The organism is Aliivibrio friggae, assembly GCF_057368515.1.
Genome location: NZ_CM170649.1, coordinates 974591 through 999169, shown reverse-complemented (window position 1 = coordinate 999169; position 24579 = coordinate 974591). Strand labels below are relative to the sequence as shown.

At 39.3% G+C, this 24579-nt stretch carries 21 protein-coding genes and 1 tRNA gene; 11 read left to right on the top strand and 11 right to left on the bottom strand.

Features of this window, described 5'->3' with window-relative positions; all coding sequences use genetic code 11:
• The first annotated feature begins 55 nt into the window (after window positions 1-55).
• Window positions 56-955 carry a chemotaxis protein gene (locus tag AC2INI_RS17925; RefSeq protein ID WP_122032775.1) on the top strand — a complete coding sequence of 300 codons (900 nt, stop codon included), beginning with the start codon at window positions 56-58 and terminating at the stop codon, window positions 953-955.
• Between the two features lie 141 nt (window positions 956-1096).
• Here the strand turns inward: AC2INI_RS17925 and AC2INI_RS17920 are convergent, their stop codons facing one another.
• The 3 genes from AC2INI_RS17920 to AC2INI_RS17910 all read right to left on the bottom strand — a co-directional run bounded on the left by AC2INI_RS17920 (window position 1097) and on the right by AC2INI_RS17910 (window position 3926).
• Complete coding sequence (locus AC2INI_RS17920) at window positions 1097-1780, bottom strand: MaoC family dehydratase (protein ID WP_122032774.1); 684 nt, start codon at window positions 1778-1780, stop codon at window positions 1097-1099.
• 323 nt (window positions 1781-2103) lie between these two features.
• Window positions 2104-3222, bottom strand: a complete 1119-nt coding sequence (gcvT, locus tag AC2INI_RS17915) for a glycine cleavage system aminomethyltransferase GcvT (RefSeq protein ID WP_446701661.1) — start codon at window positions 3220-3222, stop codon at window positions 2104-2106.
• Window positions 3223-3317: 95 nt separating this feature from the next.
• Complete coding sequence (locus AC2INI_RS17910) at window positions 3318-3926, bottom strand: helix-turn-helix domain-containing protein (protein WP_486306464.1); 609 nt, start codon at window positions 3924-3926, stop codon at window positions 3318-3320.
• Between the two features lie 342 nt (window positions 3927-4268).
• On the opposite strand from AC2INI_RS17910, the gene gcvH reads away from it, so the two are divergent.
• From gcvH to AC2INI_RS17895, 3 genes are all read left to right on the top strand, one after another.
• Complete coding sequence (gene gcvH, locus AC2INI_RS17905) at window positions 4269-4649, top strand: glycine cleavage system protein GcvH (protein ID WP_122032771.1); 381 nt, start codon at window positions 4269-4271, stop codon at window positions 4647-4649.
• Between the two features lie 23 nt (window positions 4650-4672).
• Window positions 4673-7540: an aminomethyl-transferring glycine dehydrogenase gene (gcvP, locus tag AC2INI_RS17900; RefSeq protein ID WP_486305897.1), complete on the top strand. Its 2868-nt coding sequence runs from the start codon at window positions 4673-4675 to the stop codon at window positions 7538-7540.
• Window positions 7541-7911: 371 nt separating this feature from the next.
• Window positions 7912-9948 (top strand): EAL domain-containing protein, encoded by a 2037-nt coding sequence (locus AC2INI_RS17895; protein WP_486305896.1) that lies wholly within the window; start codon window positions 7912-7914, stop codon window positions 9946-9948.
• 41 nt (window positions 9949-9989) lie between these two features.
• On the opposite strand, the gene AC2INI_RS17890 is transcribed toward AC2INI_RS17895, so the two are convergent.
• Entirely contained in the window at window positions 9990-10862 is an 873-nt protein-coding gene (locus AC2INI_RS17890; protein ID WP_486305895.1) for a multidrug transporter, read from the bottom strand.
• Between the two features lie 420 nt (window positions 10863-11282).
• Here AC2INI_RS17890 and AC2INI_RS17885 point away from each other — a divergent pair, with 420 nt between their 5' ends.
• On the top strand, window positions 11283-14654 hold the full coding sequence (locus AC2INI_RS17885) for an Ig-like domain-containing protein (RefSeq protein ID WP_486305894.1): 3372 nt from the start codon (window positions 11283-11285) through the stop codon (window positions 14652-14654).
• A gap of 292 nt (window positions 14655-14946) precedes the next feature.
• Here AC2INI_RS17885 and AC2INI_RS17880 read toward each other — a convergent pair.
• Both AC2INI_RS17880 and arfA read right to left on the bottom strand, forming a co-directional pair.
• Window positions 14947-15021: transfer RNA gene (locus AC2INI_RS17880), tRNA-Gly, on the bottom strand.
• A 139-nt stretch (window positions 15022-15160) separates the two neighbouring features.
• A complete protein-coding gene (gene arfA, locus AC2INI_RS17875) occupies window positions 15161-15361 on the bottom strand; it encodes a ribosome alternative rescue factor ArfA (RefSeq protein WP_122032753.1) in 201 nt (66 codons plus the stop codon).
• A 194-nt stretch (window positions 15362-15555) separates the two neighbouring features.
• Here arfA and pyrC point away from each other — a divergent pair, with 194 nt between their 5' ends.
• Window positions 15556-16584, top strand: coding sequence for a dihydroorotase (gene pyrC, locus AC2INI_RS17870; RefSeq protein WP_122032752.1), 1029 nt, complete (start codon window positions 15556-15558; stop codon window positions 16582-16584).
• 89 nt (window positions 16585-16673) lie between these two features.
• Here the strand turns inward: pyrC and AC2INI_RS17865 are convergent, their stop codons facing one another.
• A complete protein-coding gene (locus AC2INI_RS17865; RefSeq protein WP_486305893.1) occupies window positions 16674-17582 on the bottom strand; it encodes an aldo/keto reductase in 909 nt (302 codons plus the stop codon).
• A 242-nt stretch (window positions 17583-17824) separates the two neighbouring features.
• Here AC2INI_RS17865 and AC2INI_RS17860 point away from each other — a divergent pair, with 242 nt between their 5' ends.
• Window positions 17825-18148: a hypothetical protein gene (locus AC2INI_RS17860; protein WP_254052580.1), complete on the top strand. Its 324-nt coding sequence runs from the start codon at window positions 17825-17827 to the stop codon at window positions 18146-18148.
• Between the two features lie 58 nt (window positions 18149-18206).
• On the opposite strand, the gene AC2INI_RS17855 is transcribed toward AC2INI_RS17860, so the two are convergent.
• Together AC2INI_RS17855 and AC2INI_RS17850 are read right to left on the bottom strand one after the other, a co-directional pair.
• Window positions 18207-18428 (bottom strand): DUF3820 family protein, encoded by a 222-nt coding sequence (locus AC2INI_RS17855; protein WP_122032750.1) that lies wholly within the window; start codon window positions 18426-18428, stop codon window positions 18207-18209.
• Window positions 18418-18945 (bottom strand): NUDIX hydrolase, encoded by a 528-nt coding sequence (locus AC2INI_RS17850; protein WP_122032749.1) that lies wholly within the window; start codon window positions 18943-18945, stop codon window positions 18418-18420. The genes AC2INI_RS17855 and AC2INI_RS17850 overlap by 11 nt, the downstream gene beginning before the upstream one ends.
• A 206-nt stretch (window positions 18946-19151) precedes the next feature.
• Here AC2INI_RS17850 and AC2INI_RS17845 point away from each other — a divergent pair, with 206 nt between their 5' ends.
• Genes AC2INI_RS17845 through AC2INI_RS17835 form a run of 3 tightly spaced genes read left to right on the top strand, consistent with a single transcriptional unit; the run spans window position 19152 to window position 21375 of the window.
• Window positions 19152-19607 carry a c-type cytochrome gene (locus AC2INI_RS17845; protein ID WP_122032748.1) on the top strand — a complete coding sequence of 152 codons (456 nt, stop codon included), beginning with the start codon at window positions 19152-19154 and terminating at the stop codon, window positions 19605-19607.
• Window positions 19608-19633: 26 nt separating this feature from the next.
• Window positions 19634-20284, top strand: coding sequence for a cytochrome b/b6 domain-containing protein (locus AC2INI_RS17840; protein WP_486305892.1), 651 nt, complete (start codon window positions 19634-19636; stop codon window positions 20282-20284).
• A gap of 17 nt (window positions 20285-20301) precedes the next feature.
• Window positions 20302-21375 (top strand): mechanosensitive ion channel family protein, encoded by a 1074-nt coding sequence (locus AC2INI_RS17835; protein WP_122032746.1) that lies wholly within the window; start codon window positions 20302-20304, stop codon window positions 21373-21375.
• A 100-nt stretch (window positions 21376-21475) separates the two neighbouring features.
• Here AC2INI_RS17835 and AC2INI_RS17830 read toward each other — a convergent pair whose 3' ends face one another.
• Both AC2INI_RS17830 and AC2INI_RS17825 read right to left on the bottom strand, forming a co-directional pair.
• The gene (locus AC2INI_RS17830; protein ID WP_122032745.1) at window positions 21476-22840 is read right to left on the bottom strand and encodes a TrkH family potassium uptake protein; all 1365 of its coding nucleotides are present in this window, start codon (window positions 22838-22840) and stop codon (window positions 21476-21478) included.
• Window positions 22837-23499 (bottom strand): potassium channel family protein, encoded by a 663-nt coding sequence (locus tag AC2INI_RS17825; protein ID WP_122032744.1) that lies wholly within the window; start codon window positions 23497-23499, stop codon window positions 22837-22839. Before AC2INI_RS17825 ends, AC2INI_RS17830 begins: the two co-directional genes overlap by 4 nt.
• Window positions 23500-23835: 336 nt before the next feature.
• On the opposite strand from AC2INI_RS17825, the gene deoD reads away from it, so the two are divergent.
• Window positions 23836-24546, top strand: coding sequence for a purine-nucleoside phosphorylase (gene deoD, locus AC2INI_RS17820; protein WP_122032743.1), 711 nt, complete (start codon window positions 23836-23838; stop codon window positions 24544-24546).
• The last annotated feature ends 33 nt before the right edge of the window (window positions 24547-24579 follow it).

The following is a 24579-nucleotide window of genomic DNA, read 5'->3' as shown; positions in this document are numbered from 1 at the left end:
AAAAAACTACAATCAAGTTTATAAAAATAATTATTTTTCAGAAGGCCATTTACTTATGAAAAGCAAAGCGAACCAATCGCAAGGTATGCTGCTATTTAAACTCACACTGACTCAGCGTTTTGCCATCGGCACGTTGAAGGTTCGTGAGATCGTACCTTTTCAAGCATTGACTTCTATTCCCTACTCTCATCACCACGTATTAGGGACTGCAACCATTCGTGATATGGCGATTCCAATTATTGATATGTCTGCAGCTGTTGGCTTTAGAGCCCTTCATAAAGATGAGTTAAAAGACTGCTATATCATCATTACCGATTGCATGCGTACCGTTGTTGGATTTGCGGTAAGAGCCATAGATAAAATCATTGAGTGTGATTGGAAAGCCATTGAGCCATCACCAGAAACAGCGGGCTCTAATGTCTTTGTTACTGGGATCACCCGCTTTGAAGATAATATTGTTCAACTGCTTGATGTTGAGCTTCTATTATCAAAAATCTATCCAGAAGATACCTCTAACTTGTACCCTATATTATCTGATGTAGAAAGAGAGAAATTAAAACCTCTTAACATTCTATTAGTTGATGATTCTTTTGTAGCGCGTAAACAACTTTCAACGGCTTTAGACAGTATTAATATCCCTTATCAAGTAGCTACAAACGGATTAGATGCCTATGAAATGCTAAAACAAGCCTCTGATGAAGGTCACCCATATAATATTGTGGTCAGTGATATTGAGATGCCCGGTTTAGACGGCTATGAATTGGCATTTGAAATTCAGAACGATACAAGATTGAAAGATGCGTATGTGATCCTTCATACCTCGCTCTCAAGTGAGATCTGTGTTGAGCAGGCACATCAAGTTGGTGCTCATGAGGCGTTAACTAAGTTTGAAGCAACTGAGCTAGTGCAAGCTATGCTACGTGGTGCTAATCATAACGATCGACAAGTTGCCTAGTTATACCAACTGTAATAAATAGAATTGCAGACACAAAAAACCGCGTTACCTTATTAGGTTAACGCGGTTTTTTTATATCTTACTGCGTTCAACACTAATGTTAGCTATCAACTTCAATAAGATTGGTGTAATCAAAAAGGCCTAAAAGTATAAACGTATTACTGAAACAGCAACACAACCTGGGCGGCGACATTTTTCGATTTCAACTTTAACTTCTGTTTCAATTTCTAAGCCACGCTTAATCGGTGTTACCGACATTAGTGTGCTTCTTGCGCGAATACGCTTTCCAGCTTTAACAGGGTATGGAAAACGAACTTTATTCAAGCCGTAATTCACTGTCATTTTAGCCGTAGGGAAAAGCAAGTTATCACTTCCCACGTTATCCGTCAGTTTTGACAACATAGACAGTGTTAAGAACCCATGGGCAATCGGCGTTTTAAACGGAGATTCCGCTGAAGCTCTTTCTGGATCAGTATGGATCCATTGCATATCTTCTGTCACTGCACCAAAACTATTAATGCGTTCTTGATCCATCATTGCCCAATCGCCAATGTGGATTTCTTCGCCCAATCGAGCGGTTAATTCTTCAAATACAGCTTGAGTATCTAAGTTCATTTCAATTGGCTCAGGTTGAACAACCTCGTTTTGCTGTCCATTAGCAGTACGTTTGTGTTCTTTAACCCACGAAATAATGTGAATGTTGTTGGCTTTATTTAAAAATTCAATCCAGTAATCTTTAATGGTTGGTGACATCCAGTCTTTTAATTCAAACGGATGTTTCGCCAGATATTCACGCTTATGCTTTAGAAAATCGACAACCTTCATAGAGAAACCTTATTTGATATCTAATCGTAAAAACAATGCTTAAGTGCCATGTTTATAATTGTGTTACAGGTCACGTTTTTTTGCAAATACTTTCCGAGCATACACACGTTCGCTGAGTACTAGTAAATCATTTAAATTCAAACAGATAATACAATATGCACAGTGTGCAATTAATTTCAAAAATCTGACCTAGCTTATACTTTATAGCGAGAAATCCTCACCTTCACTTTTTTCATAACCAAAAAAAGAGCATAGTTATATACTCTTTTTGCCTTATTCATTCATTTCTATTGCCGTTATTATGAGCTTCTAACTCTAATAAATTAACCTCTGTAATAACGTTGCGGTACGAATGGCATTTTTTCTACTGTCATTGCGAGTTTTTTACCACGAACTTCAGCGAACACTTCTGTTCCAATAACTGCAAGGTCCGTTCTGACATAACCCATAGATACGGGCTTACCCGCTGTCGGGCCTGCCGTACCAGACGTCACCACACCAATTTCATTATCAGCAGCATCAAATAACTTACACCCTTCACGCACTGGCGCTTTACTTTGACCAACTAAACCAACTCGTTTACGATTCACATCTTTCGTTTCGATTTGCTTTAAGATGATATCTGCACCTGGGAACCCACCTGCACGCTCACCGTCTGCACGGCGATTTTTGCTGATACCCCACAGTAAGCTTGCTTCTACTGGCGTCGTTGTTGTATCTAAATCATGACCGTATAAACATAAACCACACTCAAGACGCAGTGAATCACGTGCACCAAGGCCGATCCACTCTACTTCTTCAAAAGACGTTAAGGCGTCTGCAAGCTCTGCGGCTTTATCATTTGGCACTGAGATTTCGTAGCCATCTTCACCTGTGTAACCAGAGCGGCTGATGTAACACTCGATGCCATTGATCTCAATAACAGCCGTATCCATAAACAGCATAGAAGCCACTGACGGTTGAAGTCGTGATAATACATCTGCCGCTTGAGGGCCTTGTAATGCCAATAAAGCGCGGTCTTCAATCACTTCAAGCTCAACACCTTCAGGAAGGTTTGCTTGTAGATGCGCAATATCTTGTTCTTTACATGCGGCATTCACAACAACAAACAGGTGATCGCCAAAATTAGCCACCATCAAGTCATCCATAATACCGCCCGCATCATTAGTGAAGAATGCATAACGTTGTTTCTGAGAAGGAAGATCAATAATATCAACAGGTACTAGTGCTTCTAGTGCAGCAGCTGCCCCATCACCTTTTAATCGAAGTTGTCCCATGTGCGATACATCAAACAGACCAGCAGCATCACGTGTGTGAAGGTGTTCTTTTTTTACGCCTAATGGGTACTGAACAGGCATATCATAACCTGCAAATGGCACCATTTTTGCGCCAGCAGCGACATGCATATCAAAAAGAGCGGTTTTGTTTAGTTGTTCTGACATTCTTCTTTCTCCATTTGCCTGATATTGGCTAAGTGTGTCGGTTATTCTTGGGATAGGTTTCTAATAAAATAGTGGATTGTGTTTTCAGCTACGCATTACTTTGCTGTAACCCAGAGGATATGAGCGTCTTCCTCACTAATCGATATAAGTACGTGTCCCATACTTGCATCGTAATAAACACTGTCCCCTATTGCTAAATTAACCGGCTCGTAGAATTCGCTGTAAAAACAGACTTTACCTTCTAGAACCAATAAAAATTCTTCTCCGTCATGACGCACCCATTCAGCATAAGCATCAAAGTCTCTCGCACGAATACGGCTCTTAAATGGCATCATCCTTTTATTGGACAATTGAGTTGCTAACAATTCATGCTCATATGTAGCCGTTGGGTGAGGCTTACCTTGTTGCGAAAGCGTAATATCTCGACGCCCTACCGCCCCTTTTTGTTTCGGCGGCTCAAATATTTGAGGTATGGCGATATCCAACCCACTTGCGAGTTTTTGTAATGCTTGAAATGTGGGTGAGATCTGTTCGTTTTCTATTTTTGAAAGCGTTGAACGCGCAAGACCCGTGCGCTTACTTGCCTCTTCAAGAGTGAGTCCAAGTTGAATACGGATGTCTTTTAATCTTTTTCCAAGATCAAGCGGAGCAATCGGTTGCTCTTCGTTATTTTTCTCTATTTTGACGATTTTTGCTTCTGCCATTGCATTTTGAGGCTTACTCAAACGACGCTCCTTGCTCATTAAGTATTCAATCAACCTCTGTAATACTCATCTTATCGGCGGAAAATTGCGAGATAAAAAGCAACAAGAATGCTGAAAGAGTGCGCTAGGTAGCAAAATGGGAAACAAAGTTTCTTATTGGAAACTCGATGGTTGAATGTTGCATTTCACACTTGTATGTTTAGCTAATGTAATGCGATGGTCGTTATTAATACAGATAACACCTTCCTGAGTTCGACTAATATAATTTCGTTTAATACTAATTTGCTGAAAGCATATGGCTAAAAGCATTTGCTAAAAAACAATTCACACTGGAGAAGTATCATGGAAAAAGATCTTAAATTTACAGCAAGCCACGAATGGGTACGTGAAAATGGCGACGGCACTGTAACGGTTGGTATCTCAAACCACGCTCAAGGCCTGCTTGGTGATGTTGTATTTGTTGACTTACCAGAGGTAGACGACGAAGTAACAGCAGAAGAAAACTTCTCTTTGGTTGAATCTGTTAAAGCAGCTTCAGACATCTACGCACCTGTTTCTGGTGTGATTGTTGAAATTAATGAAGAACTTGAAGACAGCCCAGAGCTTGTTAACGAAGAACCGTATGAAGGTGGTTGGATTGCTAAAATTAAACTGTCTGATGAAGGTCAATTAGAAAGCCTAATTCCTGGCGATCAATACCTTGAAAGCATCGAAGAAGAATAAAAATAATTTAAAGGATTAAGATCATGAGTCAGCTTCTTCAACAATTAGGTACGGATAACGAATTTATTCGTCGCCACAATGGTCCCGCTTCTTCACAGCATCAACATATGCTCAATACGGTTGGCGCTGAAACACTAGAAAAATTAATCGAAGAAACCGTACCAAGCTCAATTCGTTTACCTCAGCCAATGCAGTTACCTCACGGCCTTTCTGAAAATGCCATGCTTGCTGAGTTAAAACAGATCGCTCAACAAAACACGCTCAATACAAGCTACATCGGCCAAGGTTATTACAATACACATACACCGAATGTGATTTTGCGTAATGTATTAGAAAATCCAGGCTGGTATACCGCATATACGCCTTACCAACCTGAGATATCTCAAGGTCGTTTAGAAGCTCTACTAAACTACCAACAAATGGTAATGGATTTAACCGGTCTTGACATCGCGAACGCCTCTTTGCTTGATGAAGCTACCGCAGCAGCAGAAGCAATGACGCTATGTAAACGCGGAGGAAAGAGCAAGAGTAACACCTTCTTTGTGGCAGACGATGTTCACCCACAAACACTAGCGGTGATTAAGACTCGTGCCGAATTCATCGGTTTTGACGTTGTTGTTGATACTGACTCAAACTTAGATTCACATGATGTGTTTGGTGCTCTACTTCAATACCCTGGCACAACGGGTGAAGTAAAAGATTTATCAACACTGATTGAACAAGCTCAAGCGAAAAAAACCTTAGTTGTTGTTGCCACTGATCTTCTTGCTTCTGTGCTTCTTAAACCTGTTGCTGAAATGGGTGCAGATATTGCGATTGGTAGTGCACAGCGCTTTGGCGTACCAATGGGATACGGCGGTCCGCACGCGGCATTCATGGCAACACGTGAAAAGCTAAAACGCTCAATGCCTGGCCGAATTATTGGTGTATCAGTTGATTCAAAAGGCAACCAAGCACTGCGTATGGCAATGCAAACACGTGAGCAGCACATTCGTCGTGAGAAAGCGACATCAAACATTTGTACTGCACAAGCATTGCTTGCAAACATGGCCTCTTTCTACGCGGTATATCACGGTCCAGAAGGCTTAAAAACCATTGCTCGTCGTGTACACCACTTCACGGCTATCGTTGCAAAAGCATTGCAATCTGCAGGGTTTGAATTAACACATCAGAGCTTCTTTGATACGTTGACAGTTAAAACTGAACAGCAGACAGACATTCTTTATACCAAAGCATTAGCAGCAAGCATCAATTTACGTAAATTTGATACTGAGCTTGGCATTAGCTTTGATGAAACCACCACGGTTTCTGATTTAGTTGCACTACTAACTGTATTTGGTGTTGATAATGCCGAGTGTGATACGCTTTCTAATGAAGTCGGTGCAGATGAGTTTGCTGCTATCCCTGAAGCGTGTCGTCGTACTTCTTCATTCTTAACCCACCCAGTGTTCAACACGCACCACAGCGAAACACAAATGCTGCGTTACTTGAAAAAACTGGAAAACAAAGATTTCTCATTAACTCACGGTATGATCCCACTTGGCTCATGTACGATGAAGTTAAATGCTGTAGCAGAAATGCTTCCAGTAACATGGCCTGAGTTTGGTGGTATTCACCCATTCGCACCATTAAACCAAGCAGCAGGCTACACCACACTATCAACGTCACTAAAATCAATGCTATGTGAAATCACAGGCTATGATGACTTCTCTCTACAACCTAACTCTGGTGCGTCTGGTGAATATGCTGGCTTAATTGCAATTCAGCGTTACCACCAAAGCCGTGGTGAAGGTCAACGTAATGTATGTCTAATTCCAAGCTCAGCGCACGGAACTAACCCAGCGACGGCATCAATGGTGTCAATGAAAGTGGTTGTGGTGAAATGTGATGACAACGGTAACATCGACATGACCGATTTAGCTGAAAAAATCGCTAAGCACCAAGAAAACCTATCAAGCATCATGATCACTTACCCTTCTACACACGGTGTATATGAAGAGCAAGTACGCGAAGTATGCGACATGGTTCATGAAGCAGGCGGTCAAGTATATCTTGATGGTGCCAACATGAACGCACAGGTTGGTTTAACAAGCCCTGGTTTCATTGGTTCTGATGTCTCTCACCTAAACTTACACAAAACTTTCTGTATTCCACACGGTGGCGGTGGTCCAGGCATGGGTCCTATCGGTGTTAAATCTCACCTAGCGCCTTTCCTACCTGGTCACACAGAAAACGGTGTTCAAGGTTCAGATTACGCAGTTTCTGCAGCGGATCTAGGCAGTGCCTCTATTCTTCCTATCTCATGGGCATACATTGCGATGATGGGAGAAATGGGGCTGACTGAAGCAACTAAAGTGGCAATCCTGAATGCAAACTATGTAATGGAGCGTCTACGTCCTCACTACCCTGTTCTGTACCGTGGTACAAATGGTCGCATCGCGCACGAATGTATTATTGATATTCGTCCACTTAAAGAAGCAACAGGAATTAGTGAAGAAGACATTGCAAAACGTTTAATGGATTTTGGTTTCCATGCGCCAACCATGTCGTTCCCAGTTGCGGGTACGTTAATGATTGAGCCAACAGAATCTGAAGACTTAGCAGAGCTTGATCGCTTCTGTGATGCAATGATTGCGATTCGTGAAGAGATGAACAAAGTTCAACAAGGCGAATGGCCATTAGACAATAATCCATTAGTGAATGCACCGCATACTCAAGTGGACCTAATGTCTAATGAGTGGGAGCACCCATACACTCGTGAAGTGGCGTGTTTCCCATCAACTCAAGCAAAAGCTTCTAAATACTGGCCTACCGTTAACCGTGTAGATAACGTATTTGGCGACCGTAACTTGATTTGTTCTTGCCCAAGCATTGAGAGCTATGAAGAGTAATCAGCTAACTTAAAATGAAAAGTTAGAACAAAAATACAGCTGAACAATGGCGGACCTATAGGTTCGCCTTTTTTTAAAAAAAAACATACAAATAATCAATAAGATAGTATGGGCGGCACACTGAACAATTTATGAAAAAAATGACTGAGAGCACAAACAAAAGCTAGTAACCTGCTAATCTCTATGTAAGAATTCGCCGCTTTTAAAAAAGCACAAATAATGATAAGTGAATTTTACTCTTTTATTGGCTACTGATTACATCGACAATGGCTTACTGATTTCTTATAGATTCAGTTATACGATGTTATCTTCTACTGGAATTATTTCATTTGAAGGCAAACCTAAATCCAAGTTTTATAAATAATGCATTTTTGACATTTGTAGCTTCATTACATCAAAAATTTAAGACTAGTCATATTGCTTCTCACTCTTATATTTATGACTTATCTGCCATTGCACTGTTATTGATCCCTTTAACACTTTCGAATGCATTCGCCGTACTTCTAGGGCACTCTTTAAATCTATTGGAATTTAAAGAAGCTTCGAACCTCTTTTTCCATTTATCAAATCTACTGATCAATATTTACCCTCTCTCATTTTGTATTATTGCTGGGTACTATTTATCCCACAAGACAACATTCAGTAGTGCGTCATTTATCATTTATTCAGTGGTTCTTTTCTATTTACTATCTATAGAAAGTGGTAGTTTATCTGCTTCATTTAGCTTTCCTAACAATCCATTATTAGCCTTGTTAAGTGCTTCAATTACTTATTTATACTGTTACCGCTTCAACTTACAACAACTTGAACCACAATCTTTAGATTTTTCGTCTCGTCTATTCAAGCATGTTCTCCATTTTTTTATCTTTATTAGCTCTGCCTTCTTCCTATCTAAAATAATGGTTAAAGGTATCAATTACTTTACTGCACTTATTGGGAATATAAATGCCGACCCTTTAACCTTTTCTGGAGGGCTGATCTATCAAACGGTTCTAGGGTTGTTAGGCTCAATTGGCGTTAACGGTCATAATATGCTGTTTACTATCAAACAGACTATCTATGCTGAAACCCAACAAAATATCGCAGATTGGACTGCGGGAGAAGCCTCTTTACATATCATCAATCAAGGATTCTATGATGCATTTTTGTCTATGGGAGGTTCAGGAAATACCATAAGCTTATTATTATGTGTCCTGCTATTTTCTAAAGAAAAAAATCACATCATGCTTGCCTTAGCGGCTTTACCCTTGGTGCTTTTCAATATCAATGAAATCCTGCTATTTGGTTTACCTATTATATTTAATCCATTGCTTATTGTTCCATTCGTTGCTCTACCAATACTCAGCTTTCTTATCACATATATGGCTATTTTTTCAGGTATCATCTCACCGGTATCGAACATCGTCGATTGGATGACACCACCACTAATCAGTGGCTACATTGCTATGGGAAATAATGTTGAAGGCTCGTTATTACAACTAATGATTATTATCATTGGTATCTTTGTTTATCGCCCATTTTATCTCGCGTTTGCAGGAAAATATGCACTACACCATAAATCGGCTATTACTAATACCGCGATAGAAAAATCAATTTTTCAAAGTTTATTAAATAGTGCTAGAAGCTCAGCAGCCAGTAGTTTAAAGCATTCTTCTGCTCAAAAACGTATATCTCATATGCTTCATAGAGATGGCTTTCTAATGCATTATCAACTGCTTCAACCTGTTACAAAAAACAACGCTATATCCTTTGAAGCTTTATTACGTTATCAAGACAGTGCTGGAAATCTGTGTCCCCCAACATTCATTAGTGATTTCCAATTATTGAATATGATGCCTATGCTCGATAAGTTAGTTATCGATAAAGTGCTAACTGATATGCAAAAAATGAAACTATCAGAAGGACAACGTGTAGCGATTAATATCTCGGTGGCTTCGATAGAAGAAGGCGACTTTGCTGAACACTTTATTAATAGACTAAAATACTTTTCTGTTCCGCCACAATGGTTAGAAGTTGAAATTACAGAAGAAGCTATTTTAAGTGGTAATGCTCATTTATTGAATACATTAAAAACCTTAAAAGCATATGGTATAAAAATCGTAATGGATGATTTTGGAACTGGTTACGCCTCATTTCCTCATTTATTTCAATACCCGTTTGATAAGATAAAATTAGATCGTTCTTTATTACTCGGCGCATCAACACCAAAAGGAAAGCAACTGTATCAATTAATCGCTCAAATGGGCCATATCGCCGATTGTGAGGTCGTTGCCGAAGGAGTTGAGACTGAGGAGGAATTTCAATTTGTTGCTAATTGTGGTGTAGATAAAATTCAAGGTTTTCTTATCGCCAAACCTCAACCTCTTTTATTTGTCCAACAGATATTAAAAAGAAAAGGGATGTTTTAATCACGGGTAATTAATCATCTGTGTTTGATAAAAAATCTTATCTACCACATAACCAATACTGCAGCCATTGCAATTAATAGCAGGGCAAGCATGTCTTTACGTTTAATCCCCTCTTTTAACCAAAAGAGGGAGATCAGCATGGTAAAGAATACTTCTACTTGTCCAAGCGTTTTTACAAGAGGAACCGTTTGTAAAGACATAGCGCTAAACCAACCAAGTGAGCCAATAAAGCTTGCGATGCTAGTCATAACAACCAATTTAGGTTTGGTAAACATCGTGTATAATGTCTTACGGTCTTTGGCTAACATATAACCCACGAGTAATACGGTTTGCAACAAAATAACGAGTAACAGTACCCAAGCTGCACTATGTGGAAAAGGCAAGTCGATGGTAAGACTTGCTTCTCTTACCCAAAGTGATGTTAAAGCAAAAGAAGTACTGCAGGCGAGTCCAATCAATGCTGTTTTTAATGAGAGACTACGGAGTCCATCAGGACAACTCAACATAAAGACCGCAATGGCTCCAACTGCCACGCCTGCCCATCCTAATAGTGATAATGAAGTACCAAAGAAAAGAACGCCTAAAAACGCGGCAACTGGCGCTTCACTTTTTGCAAGACCAGCACCAATCGCAAAATTTTTCTGCTTAAACAACACCACTATCAGTCCAGTCGCTACTATTTGCATGATGGATGCACCAATAATGTAGAGATAAGAATGCGATGTAAAAATAGGAATAGAGACAGGGTTATAACTATACAGAGCAAACAGATAGAGCGCCGCTAACGGACCAGCCCACAAGAATCGTGACAACGTCACGCCAATCACATTCATCTCTTTGCTTAATCGGCTTTGAAACGCATTGCGCCATGATTGGCTAAATGCCGCCAATAACGTAAATAATATCCAGCTCACAATAATCCTTTATAAACTATCCTTGTAAATACATAGTACCTTAGCTGTTATTAATATTCTTATATTTCAAATATTAGCTATCTATTAGCAATATAGAATTAGCTGCTATAACAACAAAAAACTGACTTTTACGTCAAAAAACAGACGCTTAACATATTTTAATATTAAAACCAATTATTATTTTAGAAGCAAGATCTCATATTTTATAAATATTTATATCCATTCGATTACTTCTGACTAGAATGCTCGAAAATTCAGTTTAGCTATCAATTTAATTTTGGTATATGAATTTTGAATGGGTTGAATTCAAACTTACTACCTCATGTATAAACGTAGAATGAATGATAGGCCATCACCCATCGCACACCTTTAATAACAATAAATTTATCTAGATAAGATAAATAAAAAGAAGAAAAAGCAGTGATAAAAATAAATAAAATAACAGCCGCTATTACTAGCGTTATGTTCAGTGGATACCTATATGCCGCTGATGTAAATTTAACGTCTAACATTGTTACTTTTGTTCCAGGTGAGACAAAAGTTCAAAATGGAGAGATGGTTTCTTTCAATGGCGACTGTTTTGTTGCCAAAAATAACCCAGGCATATGGGAATCTCCAACCGCAGATTCATGGTTCTGGGATACTGCAGTATGCTCAGGCGAACCTAATCCAGAGCCAACACCGGATCCCGATCCGACGCCAGATCCTGACCCAACTCCAGATCCTGATTTAGGCGATGTTATTCTATTTATTCCTGGTAAAACTCAGGTTTCAAATGGTGATGTGGTTTCTTATGACAACCAGTGTTTTATTGCGCAAAATAATCCGGGTGTATGGGAAACGCCAAGTGCTAGTTCTTGGTTCTGGTCACTAACAGAATGTTCTGACGAACCTGTAAATCCTGAGCCTGAGATCACTGAACTATCGATCCTTGCTCCGACGACAGGCCAAGTACTAACAGCTAACGAAGCAACCTCAATTACTGCTCACGTTGATGGTAACTTAGCCGCTAAAGTTGAATTTTGGGCAAACAGCACCAAACTTGCTGAAAAAACAGTAAACCAAAACAACACTCAATACTCTCAAACTTGGACACCAAGTAAAGAAGGTAATGCGACAATTAACGTATTTGTATTCGATAAAAATAACCAAAAAATCGAACAAAAATCAGTATCTGTTGTTGTAGAAGCTGAAGTAACTGAAGATTTCGTTGCACCTGTAGTTAAGTTTGTTACTCCAACAAACGGCTCGGCAATCAACGTAACAGAAAGCGTTGCTATCTCTGTTAATGCAACAGATGCTGATAACGATTTAGCAACGCTGGTTGTTACTGCAAACAACAAAGAAATCTGTTCGTTTGACGCTGCGAATACCAACACTTTTGCGTGTGATTTTCAGCCTACTCAAGCTGGTAACGTAACACTGAAAGCTATCGCTACTGATGCTCAAGATCTTTCATCTACAGCAAGTGTAAAAATCACTGTTGAAGAAGATGTGGTTGAGCCACCTGTAGAGCCGCCTGTAACTCCAGGTGACTTATGTAAAGACTTTAATGTTTACCCTGACTGGACACGTGGTGATCACGCGACTGGCGGTGACATTATGGTTAATAAAAACATCGCTTACTCTGCGATCTACTGGACTAAGTCTGTTCCTGGTAGCGATGATTCATGGGCACTTCATCTAAATTGTGATGGTACAGAACCGGGTACAGCACCGCTTCTTTCTCTACCGAACCCAATGGATCCAGTTCGTCTAGAAGTCGCTGGTTGGCCAAACACGTTAGTTGTTGCTAGTCCATCGTCTGCGGCACCAGCAATGCTAACTATTGAAGCAAGCAACAGCGCTGATTTAGCCGATTTAGGTAAGCTTACAAGCACGTTTGTATCTATCATTAATGCAGCTGCACAAGCTGGCTCTGCATCAATCATCATCAACACTGATGTTCTTGATCAAGCAACGCAAGATAAAGCATTATCTTCAAACAGCATTGCGGTTAAAGAAGCGCTAACACAAGCGATGGACATCACTGGCAACAAGATTGACATCGATGATATCAACGCTCTTAGCAATGACTTGAAAGGCTGGGCTAATGCGCATCACCTAATCATCTCTACGCTAGCACCAGAAGCAAACTACGGTTGGTCTCTAAGCATTGGTGATTTCGCATTTGATACTCACTCTGGCAGACAATCTGTATGGGATAAAGCATCAAACTACAGCGCTGATCTATTAGACAAACTAGAGTTGTTCAAAGCAGATGTTGCAACTAAAGCTGATTTCATTGCATTCACTAAGTCAAGCTCAACAGCAGCACTAAATAGCGAGCAATGGCACAATGCACTAGAGTACGTTAAACAAGTTTCTGACTTTGTTAAAACGCCTGTAATGTTAAACAATATCCCTACGGATCAAGCTTCTGCTTATTTCATGGGTGATAATGCAAGCAAACCACAAGTGCGTAAAGCTGCATTCAGCAACGTATTTGCTATCGTATTTGATAAAGATACAGCAAACTTAACTGCTGAAATCGAAGAATACAAAAAAGCTAAAATGCCACTGTACTATGTTGGTGAATCAACAGAAAATGGTCAATTAACTATCATTGATGCGTTGAACCGTGAATTGGCTGACGCTGAAAATACGATGAACAATACCGCATTCTTGTACGAAACACCTGAATCACAATGGGTTCCGTCTACTGTTTATAAGTGGACTGACTTCATGACTGGTCTGAATGCAATGCATAATGTTGGTGTTGCTGGTAACAAGTTCTGGCTACTAGATGAAAACGTTGATGATGCAACCAACATCAAATACGCGAAAGTAGCGATTGCTGCGTTCTTAGCACAAAGTATGCAAGAAACGATTCGTTACAACGCATGTGATGAAAACAACTGGGCTGAGATTAGATACGGTGCTGCAACAGATTACCCAATGTCAGCGAGCTGTGGTCAACTTGGTCAAAAATATGCAGATTACGGTGTAAATCCTGTTTCTGGTTTAGATCACGCTTACTCTTGTCCTCGTGATAACAAAATGGAAGTAAGTGCACTAACTCACGCTAAATGGTACGGTGCTCCAGCTCCAGTATTTGCTGCTCCAAATGCAGTGCTTGAAGAGCGCGGTTTGCTTGTTAACGGTAGCGTTGGTCGTTGGACTAACAGCGGTCATTGTAACGACGTACCTACTTCTGTAGATACATCTAAGCAAGTATGGGAACGTGATACATGTAAAACATACGTAGAGCAAAAAGCAGGTAGCTTTATTTGGGATGGCAGCAGCCAAGCTGACGTTGAAGGTTGTGGTTGGTGGGGCCGTGGTGTAATTCAAACTACTGGTCGTCAAAACTTCGGTACGCTTAACCATTACTTAGGCCGCTCACACGTTGATCCTGAGACAATTGGTAAAACAATTGATGGTGTTGTTGTTGAAGCACCACCAAAGAACCCGTTATACGCTGAGTTAGATTTCTGTTCAAACCCAGGCTTAATTTGTAGCTCTGAAGAGAACAAAGAAATCAAGTGGATTGCAGGTCTATTCTACTGGGTTACTTCAGTACAAGCCTACCCTGATGAGTCTGGTCAGTACGGTAACTGGAACTACCACAACGAGCTTAAGAAATATGTTGATAGCGGTATGAAAGGCACTGACTTTATCGATGATGTTTCTGGTATCGTAAACCGTGGTTGTCCTGATTTAGTGTGTTCTACTGGTGAAGTTCATAACGTGAAAGAGCGTCGTGCTAACTTTAAACTAGTACTAGAGCAATTAGGTCTTAGCCCTCAATAATATGAATGAAAAGCCTAGATAAAATCTAGTAGCATCATTCACTAAAACAAAAAGCCCCCAGCTTTTAAAACTGGGGGCTTTTTTATAAACAATATTAGTACCCTATTTATTAAATCCATCAGAACAAGTGTATTCAAATAATTATATGGGAAATGAGTTAGAGCAAGAAACAAAGCGAATAGTTAGATTTATACCAAACGCCAGATACAACAAAACACGCCATTAAGCGCTGATTTTCAATAAATTGGGATTTTAAAACAGGAACAATCTCTTGAGGAGGATAAAAAGAGATTGGAGCGTACAGCGGGAATCGAACCCGCATCATCAGCTTGGAAGGCTGAGGTAATAGCCATTATACGATGTACGCACATCGTCGAACGAGATAGATAATGCCACACTGAGCGCTGAGGTAAAGATCTTTTTTCATTTCAACAAGTTAAATGGTGGATATTTGTTCGAATAGCCATAAAAATCGAACCTAGATCACAAAAGCCCTATTCAAAAACTTACGCTGCTTTTGAATAGGGCTCTTTAAACCCTTTATATTTTTCTTTACGAGCAAAGCTCCCCTTTCCTTTTTTAGCTTTCATGACCCTTGTTGTAAATAAGGGGCTGGTGACAATTGCTTTTAAGGCGTTATCTTTAATTTTACCTCTACCATGCTCAAATTCAGAAGCTGGTAACACTTCTTTTTTACTCTTTTTCATAACTTCTCGCTATTTTCTTACTGTATAAATTTTGCACACATTGTCTTTTCTTTTAGCTTTTAAGTCAAATTTGTTACTAATTTTTACTTTATCCTATTTGTTTTAGCCATTTTGCTTTAGAATCCTTCCGCCTAAGCAAACGATTAACTCGATAATTCTTAGGCTCTTATTTCTTTTTCTGGTGGGAGCAGCAAATGACAACTTTAACAATTACTCGTCCTGATGATTGGCATTTACATCTACGTGATGGTGACGTATTAACTGACACTGTACGTGATTCTGGCCGTTACAATGGCCGCGCATTAATTATGCCAAACCTAGTTCCACCAGTAACAACCACGGAACAAGCTCTTAGTTACCGTGACCGCATTCAAGCAGTAAACCCATCTGATACTTTTGCTCCAATCATGTCTTTATACTTAACAGAAAAAACAACCTCAGATGAGATCCGCAAAGCAAAAGCAACAGGCCATATTGTTGCTGCTAAACTTTACCCAGCTGGCGCAACAACCAATTCAGATTCTGGCGTAAGCGACGTTAGCAAGGTTTACCCTGTATTAAAAACGATGCAAGAAGAAGGCATGCTACTTCTTATCCATGGTGAAGTAACGACACACGATGTTGATATCTTTGATCGTGAAAAGACTTTCCTTGATACTGTATTAGCACCTATCGTTAATGATTTCCCTGAGTTAAAAATCGTTCTAGAGCACATCACAACTAAAGATGCGGTTGATTTTGTTAAAAACGCAGGTCCAAACGTCGCAGCAACAATTACGGCACACCACTTATTGTTTAACCGTAACCACATGTTAGTTGGTGGTATTAAACCTCACTTCTACTGCCTTCCAATCTTAAAGCGTAACACCCATCAGCAAGCTTTAGTTGAAGCAGCAACAAGCGGTAATTCTAAATTCTTTATCGGTACAGACTCGGCACCGCATGCGAAAGACAAAAAAGAAGCGGCTTGTGGTTGTGCTGGTTCTTATACTGCTCACGCATCGATTGAATTGTACGCTGAAGTATTTGAGAATGAAGGTAAATTAGAAAACCTTGAAGCATTCGCAAGCTTCAACGGTCCTGATTTTTACAACCTTCCTCGCAATACAGATACGATTACTCTTGTAAAAGAAGCGTGGATCGCTCCTGAAACAATGACATTTGGTAATGACTTTGTTGTGCCAATTCGTGCAGGTGAAGCGATTGAATGGTTAGTTAAATAATTACGATACTAATTAACTAAAAACATAAATAAAAATGGGATGCCAATTAGCATCCCATTTTTGTATCTGTTTGATTCAGAGAACTCTCTCTATGGCACACCGTGGCCTTTTGACTCAACCCACACGCGATACCATTGTTCACGAGTTAGATTAATATCCATCGCATCAACAGCCGCCTGTACACGTTCAATTTTACCTGAACCAATAATTGGTAATGGCTTTGATGGTAACTTACGCACCCAAGCATAAATCACTTGATCAATGTTCTTAGCCCCCACCTCTTCTTTTAGCTCTTCAAGGACTTTACGAACACGAATCGCTTGCTCAGAGTGTCCAGAGAAGATCTCTCCTCCCGCTAAACACGACCATGCCATTGGCTTAATACGATTCATTTGCAGTTGGTCAAGCGTACCATCATGCGCCACTTCAAAATTAAGTGGGTTAATCTCAACTTGATTCGTCACTAATGGTTTATCAAGACGTGATTGCAATAAATCAAAATGGCTTGGTGTGAAGTTAGAAACACCAAAATGCTTAACTTTGCCTTCTTTCTGCAGTTGATTAAATGTATCGGCTACTTCATCTGCATCCATTAATACATCTAAGCGATGGATCAAGAGTACATCAATTTCAGAAATATTAAGGCGAGAAAGTGAGTTATTAACTGAGTTAACAATGTGTTCTTTTGAGGTATCGTAGTGGTTTATTTTTCGGTTTGGGAAATCTGAAGTACATAAATTAATGTCGCACTTAGTGATGATTTCAATTTGGTCACGAACTGAAGGTTCTAACGCTAAAGCCTCTCCAAATAAACGCTCACATTGATAGCCGCCATAAATATCAGCGTGATCAACGGTTGTAATACCTAATTCAATGTGTTGTTTTAAGAAATTTAATCGTTGTGTTGGTGTCATTTCCCATTCAGAAAGTCTCCAGTAACCTTGAACTAATTCTGAAAATTCAGGGCCTTGTGGTGCAATCGTTGTTTTCTTAATCATTATATTCTCCGTTATGTGAACTTATAGTAGTTTTCTGACCTCAGAGTTACAGTGATACAGATCGAAAAATCAACATAATGAGTAAGTAATTATATCGCACAGTCTATATATCTTTACGTACCAAACTCATAAATAAAGTGATTACCCAAAGACAAGATGCAATTATTTTCTTATAATCGCCAAGCTCAACATAGCGTGAAAGTAAAAATGAAAAAACAATTCAACATAAGGTACATAACATCATGATAAAAAAGCATTTTCATGCCTTATTATTCGCATTTATTTCATTTCCATCTCTGGCTGATATTGTCGCTACACCTGAAAATGAAGATATTTGTAAACAAAAATACGTAAAAGAAGTGTTTGATCAACAAGTTCAATACAGTAACTCTCAAAATACCCCTCAAGTGCGAAGAACGGCTGAGCGCCATATCGATCGCTCTCGTGAAGTTTATAATGAGACTAACAGCTTTTGCTCTGCGCTAAATTATCTACTTAATGATGCCTCTGATGAATTACTAGATGATTTTCAACGAGCTAAAGAAGGTGAATCTCAGTACAAATAAAGAAATAAGAAGCATAAATAACTCATTTATTCATGCTTCTTATTTATTGCTATTGCCGTTATCTACGATATTTTAAAGGACGAATAACTTCATCTAGCCCTTCAATTTTCATTGCTAAACATAACGCCATTAACTCTCCTAATTCCCCGTCAGGAAAGCCTCCTTTTCGATCAAACCATAAAAGATACTCTTCCGGAAGATCAATCAGCACTCTCCCTGCATACTTACCAAAAGGCATTTTCATCTGAGTTAACTTTAGGATCTGTTCTTTATTGAACATGTAAACGCTCTTTTACGATCAAGTGAAGTAAAAAGGTCTCACGTTCAATACTCATGCCTTTTTTCTCACTGTTCGCAATAATGTCTTCATTGTGAGCAATTGCTTCATGAATATTAATCCACACTGGTTTCATTCCATTACGGATTTCATAGCTTTCATAATTAGTTTCACCAAGATCTTTATCTGCATCACAGGTATAGCAGTATGAAATCATATGTAAAACATTACATTCATGCTTGTACCAAGGGCGAAACTCTTCATAAATACCAAATGGTTCGATGTTTGAAATATTTTTAGCGCCCGTTTCTTCTTCAATTTCTCTAACTAAGCCTGCAATGACATCTTCACCATCATCAATACCACCACCAGGTAATGAGTAATCATGATAGCGCTCTGTATATAGAAGAAGTATGTCTTCTCCTTTTAAAACAATCGCGCGCGTCGCATTACGTTGAAGGATTTTTTTATTATCTAAACGTTCTAGATCCGGATGCGTTGTAATATTTAAAATTCGCATAAAAACTAACAAGCCTACTTAAAAAATAACACTGTCATTATACGCACTTTGTTTTTTGTTGCAGCAATCAAATAACCACTGAATTTTGATAATCCTCTACATTAAGTGTAAAGAATGTGTAAATGTTGTGATAAGTAACTACTTCTTTTATCCATCATTTCATATAATAGTGACTTAAAATAATTACAATTCAAGGAAGTCTCAACATGAAAGCAATTAAAACACTGGTTATCGCATCGACTCTTTTGGCTTCAACATCTGTTTTAGCCCACACTTTTAACGAAGCGGACAAAGCAATAAAATACCGTCAAGCTGCATTCACGATGATCGCTGGCAACGTGAGTGAAATGGGCGAAATGGTTAAAGGTAAAACTGATTGGAGTGACGCTATTTTTTCTAAACGTGCCAATCAATTGTCTCAACTTTCTTTAATGCCACTTGATGCTTTCTATGTAGAAGGATCTGATAAGGGAAAAACGAATGCCCTACCTAAGGTATGGACAAACTTTCCTGATTTTGAAGCTCGTCTAGCGCAATTTCAAGAAGACACTGCAGCCCTAGCTAGTATCTCAGATAGCGGTGATAAAGCAGCGATCCGTAAAGCTTTTGGAAAAGCGGTGAAAAACTGTAAAGCGTGCCATTCAGATTACAAAGCAAAATAATTAGATAGAATAGTCGAAGGATAAATATGAAAATCTGGGATAGTTTTGTCCGGGTTTATCATTGGAGCCAAGTCATTTTACTTGGCTCTCTTTGGTATACTGCAGAAGAAGGTTTGATGGAGTGGCATTTCACTCTTGCTTACCTTCTAATGGCCTTATTAGGAACAAGAATTATTTGGGGAGTTATTGGTAGTGACACCGCAAGGTTTTCTCACTTTATCACTTCACCTAAAAAAGCGATTAATTACTTATCGTTAGAGAAAAAAGGGCAATTATCCCACTCTATTGGCCATAACCCTGCTGGCGGTTACATGGTACTAGGGCTATTCCTCTTACTCACATTACAATTAGTCACTGGATTATTCAGTAATGATGATATCCTTTCTGAAGGCCCTTTGGCTTCATTAGTTAGTTATGATGTAAGTGGATTTTTAACTCAAATACATCATCAAAACTTTGATGTTCTTCTTGGGTTTATAGGCTTACACATTGCCGCGGTTTTCTTTTATCGACTCAAAGGGATTAATTTAATTAAGCCAATGTTGACAGGATATGCCGAGCTCACAGGAAATAGTCCAAAAATGAAACATGCTGCCATTGCATGGGGAATTTTTGCAGTGATATTTTTCCTTATCTACTTTTTTTGGGCAGGCGAAGTGATAAGCTATCTTTTTTAAATAAAAGAGAACTATCAATGACTCGTTTCCTTGATTGGTGGAACACCCTATTAGAATTTAAAGATCACGATTGGGCACAAAACATAATCGTGATCTCTTTATTTAGTGCTTTTCTATGGTTATCTTGGCGCGTTATTGTTCAGCGCCTTCACCATATTGCAGCCAAAACCCAACTCCCTTGGGATGACGCTGTCTTCACAGCTATTTCATCTCCTATAACCTTAGTCATTTGGTTATGGCCAGCGACCGCTTCTCTCAAGATATTGTTGACCACTCACACGCATTTTAGTACGACTTGGTTACCTGAATTACAAATATTTATTCTTGTCTGGAGTTTTATTTGGTCTGCATTACGCCTCACTACTCTTATCGAGAAGCAAGTTCTTATAAACCCTAAGCACGATGAGACCACCGTCCTTGCGGTAGGAAAAGTAATCCGATTAATCTTTATATCACTCGGCATCCTTTCTTTAATGCAAGGTATGGGATTAAGTTTATCTGGATTATTAACCTTTGGCGGTGTCGGTGGCTTAGTTGTCGGTTTAGCGGCCAAAGATTTACTGTCTAATTTCTTCGGTGGCATGATGATCTATTTTGATCGCCCATTTAAAGTAGGAGATTGGATCCGATCGCCTGATCGCTCTTTAGAAGGAACGGTTGAACGTATTGGTTGGCGTATGACCGTGATCAGAACCTTTGATAAACGCCCTCTTTATGTACCCAACTCTGTATTCAGTAATATCGTGGTAGAGAACCCATCAAGAATGCTGAATCGTCGTATCAAAGAAGATATTGGTATTCGTTACGATGACATAAGTAACATTGGGCTGATCGTAAGTGACATAAAAACGATGTTAATTAATCATAATGATATCGATTCTAATCAAACATTAATCGTCAATTTTAATGGCTTTGGCCCATCCTCTTTGGATCTATTGGTATATACCTTTACCAAAACGGTTAATTGGATTGAATACCATGAAGTGAAGCAAGATGTGTTGATCAAAATTGGTGACATTATCGCTCAACACAATGCCGAGATTGCTTTCCCTACACAAACAGTAAAAATTGAACAACTGCCCGTTAATTAGTATCGATTAGACTGAGCAGATAATTGGGTGAATAAATAACAAAAAAGGGCATCCACTCTAAGTTGATGCCCTCTATATACTGCTTATGATGTTTCTAGCGTTAACCCGTTAACACATTCTCTTCAGGGTATTTCACTCGCGATGTTTCTGGCCTTGCAAGCATATAGGCTAAAGTTAATGGCCCGATACGACCTATAATCATCACGATAACCATAATAAACTTGCCAGGTTCTGACAGCTCAGCGGTTAAGCCCGCCGTTAAACCAACGGTAGCAAAGGCTGAAATTACTTCAAACATCACCTTATCAAACCCAGTATTCTCAGTCAGCATCAATGAAAACATAGCAATTGAAAGCAACGATCCACTCACAACAATAATCGCCAGAGATTTAGTCACAATCGGCCAACTCACGGTTCTTTTAAACATCACTACATGCTTTTTCTGACGTAAGAAAGTCCAAGTGGCAACGGCCGCAACGGTAATGGTCGACACTTTTAAGCCCCCACCAGTAGAGGTTGAGCCAGCACCAATTAGCATCAATATGATCATAATAAACAACGCAGGTTGCGTGAAGTGAGTTAAATCCACACTGTTAAAGCCGGCAGTACGAGCACTTGCTGATTGAAAGAAGGCGGCTAACCATTTATCACCTGCAGATAATGACGCTAATGTGCTTGGGTTATTATATTCAAGTACATAGAAAAATAAGGTACCAATAATTAATAGTGTTGGCGTTGCAATAACCATTATTTTTGTATGCAATTGGAGACGACTAAACCCTTTTGAGCTGTTTTTAACTAAATCGACGATAACGGTAAAACCTAAACCACCACCAATAAACAAACACGATAAAGTAAAAATAACCAACGGATCCCCCACATAACCCATTAAGCTATCTGAGAATAAAGAGAACCCAGCGTTATTAAATGCCGAGATAGAGTGGAACGCGGCATAGAATAAGCCTTTTGCTAAACCAAGATCAGGAACCCAACGAAAAGAGAGAATAATCATACCTATCAGCTCTGCGACTAAAGCAAAGCAGATAATACTTTTTATCAACTTACGTAGGTTCACTTTCTTTTCTTGACCTAACGCTTCTTTTGCCAATGCTTGTTGACGCAAACTTAAACGCAAACCAAATACATAAAGTAAAACCGCAGACAAGGTCATTTGTCCAAGGCCGCCTATTTGCATCAGAAACATTAAAACGATTTTTCCGCTTATCGTAAAGTGAGAGCCGGTATCGACCACACCAAGCCCTGTTACACTGATTGCCGAGGTCGCTGTAAATAATGCATCCATGAAACTCAAGCCAGAAACAGAGAATACTGGCAGAGTAAGCAGCAATGCAGAAGGTAAAAGAATAGCCAAAAATGAGAAAAGGATGATCCTTGGTTCAGACCACTCTTTTGCTTTTTGGTTATTCTTTAATGGAAACAATCCACGCTTTGGTAAGTAATTCATAATGTTTTAATTTTTTGCGCCAATTTTTCTTCTGGCCCAACAATAATAAGAATATCTCCGATTTCAAGCTCTTTACTGTGCTCCGGTGCGGTCATGATTTCAGGACCACGTTTAATCGCAAGTATTTTCACCTCAGACATTTTGCAAAAATCTAGCTGTCCTAATGATTTCCCCATATTATCACCACCAATCACGATCTCGGTTATTGCTAACCCACTCCCCAACAAATGAAAATCAAATACGCGTCTATCTAACATTTTTCTTGCCACGCGGATCCCCATGTCTCTTTCTGGGAGGATAATATGGTCAGCCCCTATTTTTGTCAGAATTTTAGCATGAAACTTATCGTTCGCTTTTACCCAAACCGTCTTAACACCTGCCTCTTTAAGCACTAGTGTCGTTAAAATACTCGCATTAATATCAGAGCCAATCGCGACCATCACCATATCGTACTCATCGAGTTTCAATTCAGAAATCGTCTCTTCATTAGCACAATTAGCAACGATTGCTGTGGATACAAAATCAGTGGCCTTTTTAACTCGCTCTTCATTTATATCAATAGCCAGCACTTGTGAACCGTATTGGTGTAATTCTTCACATACCGTTAGCCCAAAACGACCTAACCCAATCACTGCATATTGTTTATTTTTTGCTTTCATCCAATTCACTCACTTTTATAATCACGAGATAAGAGAAGTTTCGTTTTTGCATCATCCTCTTAGATAATCCTAAGTTCAATCTAATTGAGGTTCTTGATTAAAGAAACTCCATGACTGTATTAAAGCTAAGACACGCAAAAGGTTGCGATTGCTCCTTTACTTTCAACGGATTTAGTTATCAATAGCAAAAATAATGTAAGATCTAAGGTAAAATGTGACCTTAATCTCATGACACCTTAAAATATAGGCATAAAATAGCCACATAACGAACAAGATTGTTCAACATTTTTAGTTACACTGAATTATATTTAACTTTTGAGAACCGGAGACCTTATTATGGCTACCCCACACATTAATGCTCAACTTGGTGATTTCGCAGAAACAGTTCTAATGCCAGGTGATCCACTACGCGCAAAATTCATTGCTGAAAACTTCCTAGAAGATGTTACTCAAGTATGTGATGTGCGTAATATGTTTGGTTACACTGGTACTTACAAAGGTAAAAAAGTATCGGTAATGGGCCACGGCATGGGTATTCCATCTTGTTGTATCTATGTTCATGAGCTAATCGCAGAGTTCGGCGTGAAGAACGTAATTCGTGTTGGTAGCTGTGGCGCAGTGCATGATGACGTTAAATTAATGGACGTTGTTATTGGTATGGGTGCATCAACTGATTCAAAAGTAAACCGTATTCGTTTCAACAACCACGACTTCGCAGCTATCGCTGATTTCGGTCTGTTAGAAACAGCCGTTGCTCAAGCGCGTGAGTTAAACGTACCTGTAAAAGTAGGTAATGTATTCTCTGCTGACCTTTTCTACTCTCCAGAAGCTGATCTGTTCGACAAAATGGAAAAATTAGGCATTCTTGGTGTTGATATGGAAGCGGCAGGCATTTATGGTGTAGCCGCAGATTTAGGTGCAAAAGCCCTAACTATTCTAACGGTTTCAGACCACATCAAACGCGGTGAGAAATTAAGCTCTGAAGATCGTCAAAAATCATTCAACGACATGATGACAGTTGCGCTAGAAACAGCGATTAAACTGTAATTATGTTTGCGCCAGAAAGGTCTGGCGCTATAA

What these genes read in the sequence shown, in the direction of transcription:
- deoD (WP_122032743.1), top strand. Translation starts at nt 23,836, where the DNA reads ATGGCTACCCCACACATTAATGCTCAACTTGGTGATTTCGCAGAAACA.
- pyrC (WP_122032752.1), top strand. Translation starts at nt 15,556, where the DNA reads ATGACAACTTTAACAATTACTCGTCCTGATGATTGGCATTTACATCTA.
- AC2INI_RS17830 (WP_122032745.1), bottom strand. Translation starts at nt 22,840, where the DNA reads ATGAATTACTTACCAAAGCGTGGATTGTTTCCATTAAAGAATAACCAA.
- gcvH (WP_122032771.1), top strand. Translation starts at nt 4,269, where the DNA reads ATGGAAAAAGATCTTAAATTTACAGCAAGCCACGAATGGGTACGTGAA.
- AC2INI_RS17825 (WP_122032744.1), bottom strand. Translation starts at nt 23,499, where the DNA reads ATGAAAGCAAAAAATAAACAATATGCAGTGATTGGGTTAGGTCGTTTT.
- AC2INI_RS17865 (WP_486305893.1), bottom strand. Translation starts at nt 17,582, where the DNA reads ATGATTAAGAAAACAACGATTGCACCACAAGGCCCTGAATTTTCAGAA.
- AC2INI_RS17860 (WP_254052580.1), top strand. Translation starts at nt 17,825, where the DNA reads ATGATAAAAAAGCATTTTCATGCCTTATTATTCGCATTTATTTCATTT.
- arfA (WP_122032753.1), bottom strand. Translation starts at nt 15,361, where the DNA reads ATGAAAAAGAGTAAAAAAGAAGTGTTACCAGCTTCTGAATTTGAGCAT.
- AC2INI_RS17910 (WP_486306464.1), bottom strand. Translation starts at nt 3,926, where the DNA reads ATGGCAGAAGCAAAAATCGTCAAAATAGAGAAAAATAACGAAGAGCAA.
- gcvP (WP_486305897.1), top strand. Translation starts at nt 4,673, where the DNA reads ATGAGTCAGCTTCTTCAACAATTAGGTACGGATAACGAATTTATTCGT.
- AC2INI_RS17925 (WP_122032775.1), top strand. Translation starts at nt 56, where the DNA reads ATGAAAAGCAAAGCGAACCAATCGCAAGGTATGCTGCTATTTAAACTC.
- AC2INI_RS17835 (WP_122032746.1), top strand. Translation starts at nt 20,302, where the DNA reads ATGACTCGTTTCCTTGATTGGTGGAACACCCTATTAGAATTTAAAGAT.
- AC2INI_RS17920 (WP_122032774.1), bottom strand. Translation starts at nt 1,780, where the DNA reads ATGAAGGTTGTCGATTTTCTAAAGCATAAGCGTGAATATCTGGCGAAA.
- AC2INI_RS17850 (WP_122032749.1), bottom strand. Translation starts at nt 18,945, where the DNA reads ATGCGAATTTTAAATATTACAACGCATCCGGATCTAGAACGTTTAGAT.
- gcvT (WP_446701661.1), bottom strand. Translation starts at nt 3,222, where the DNA reads ATGTCAGAACAACTAAACAAAACCGCTCTTTTTGATATGCATGTCGCT.
- AC2INI_RS17855 (WP_122032750.1), bottom strand. Translation starts at nt 18,428, where the DNA reads ATGTTCAATAAAGAACAGATCCTAAAGTTAACTCAGATGAAAATGCCT.
- AC2INI_RS17845 (WP_122032748.1), top strand. Translation starts at nt 19,152, where the DNA reads ATGAAAGCAATTAAAACACTGGTTATCGCATCGACTCTTTTGGCTTCA.
- AC2INI_RS17840 (WP_486305892.1), top strand. Translation starts at nt 19,634, where the DNA reads ATGAAAATCTGGGATAGTTTTGTCCGGGTTTATCATTGGAGCCAAGTC.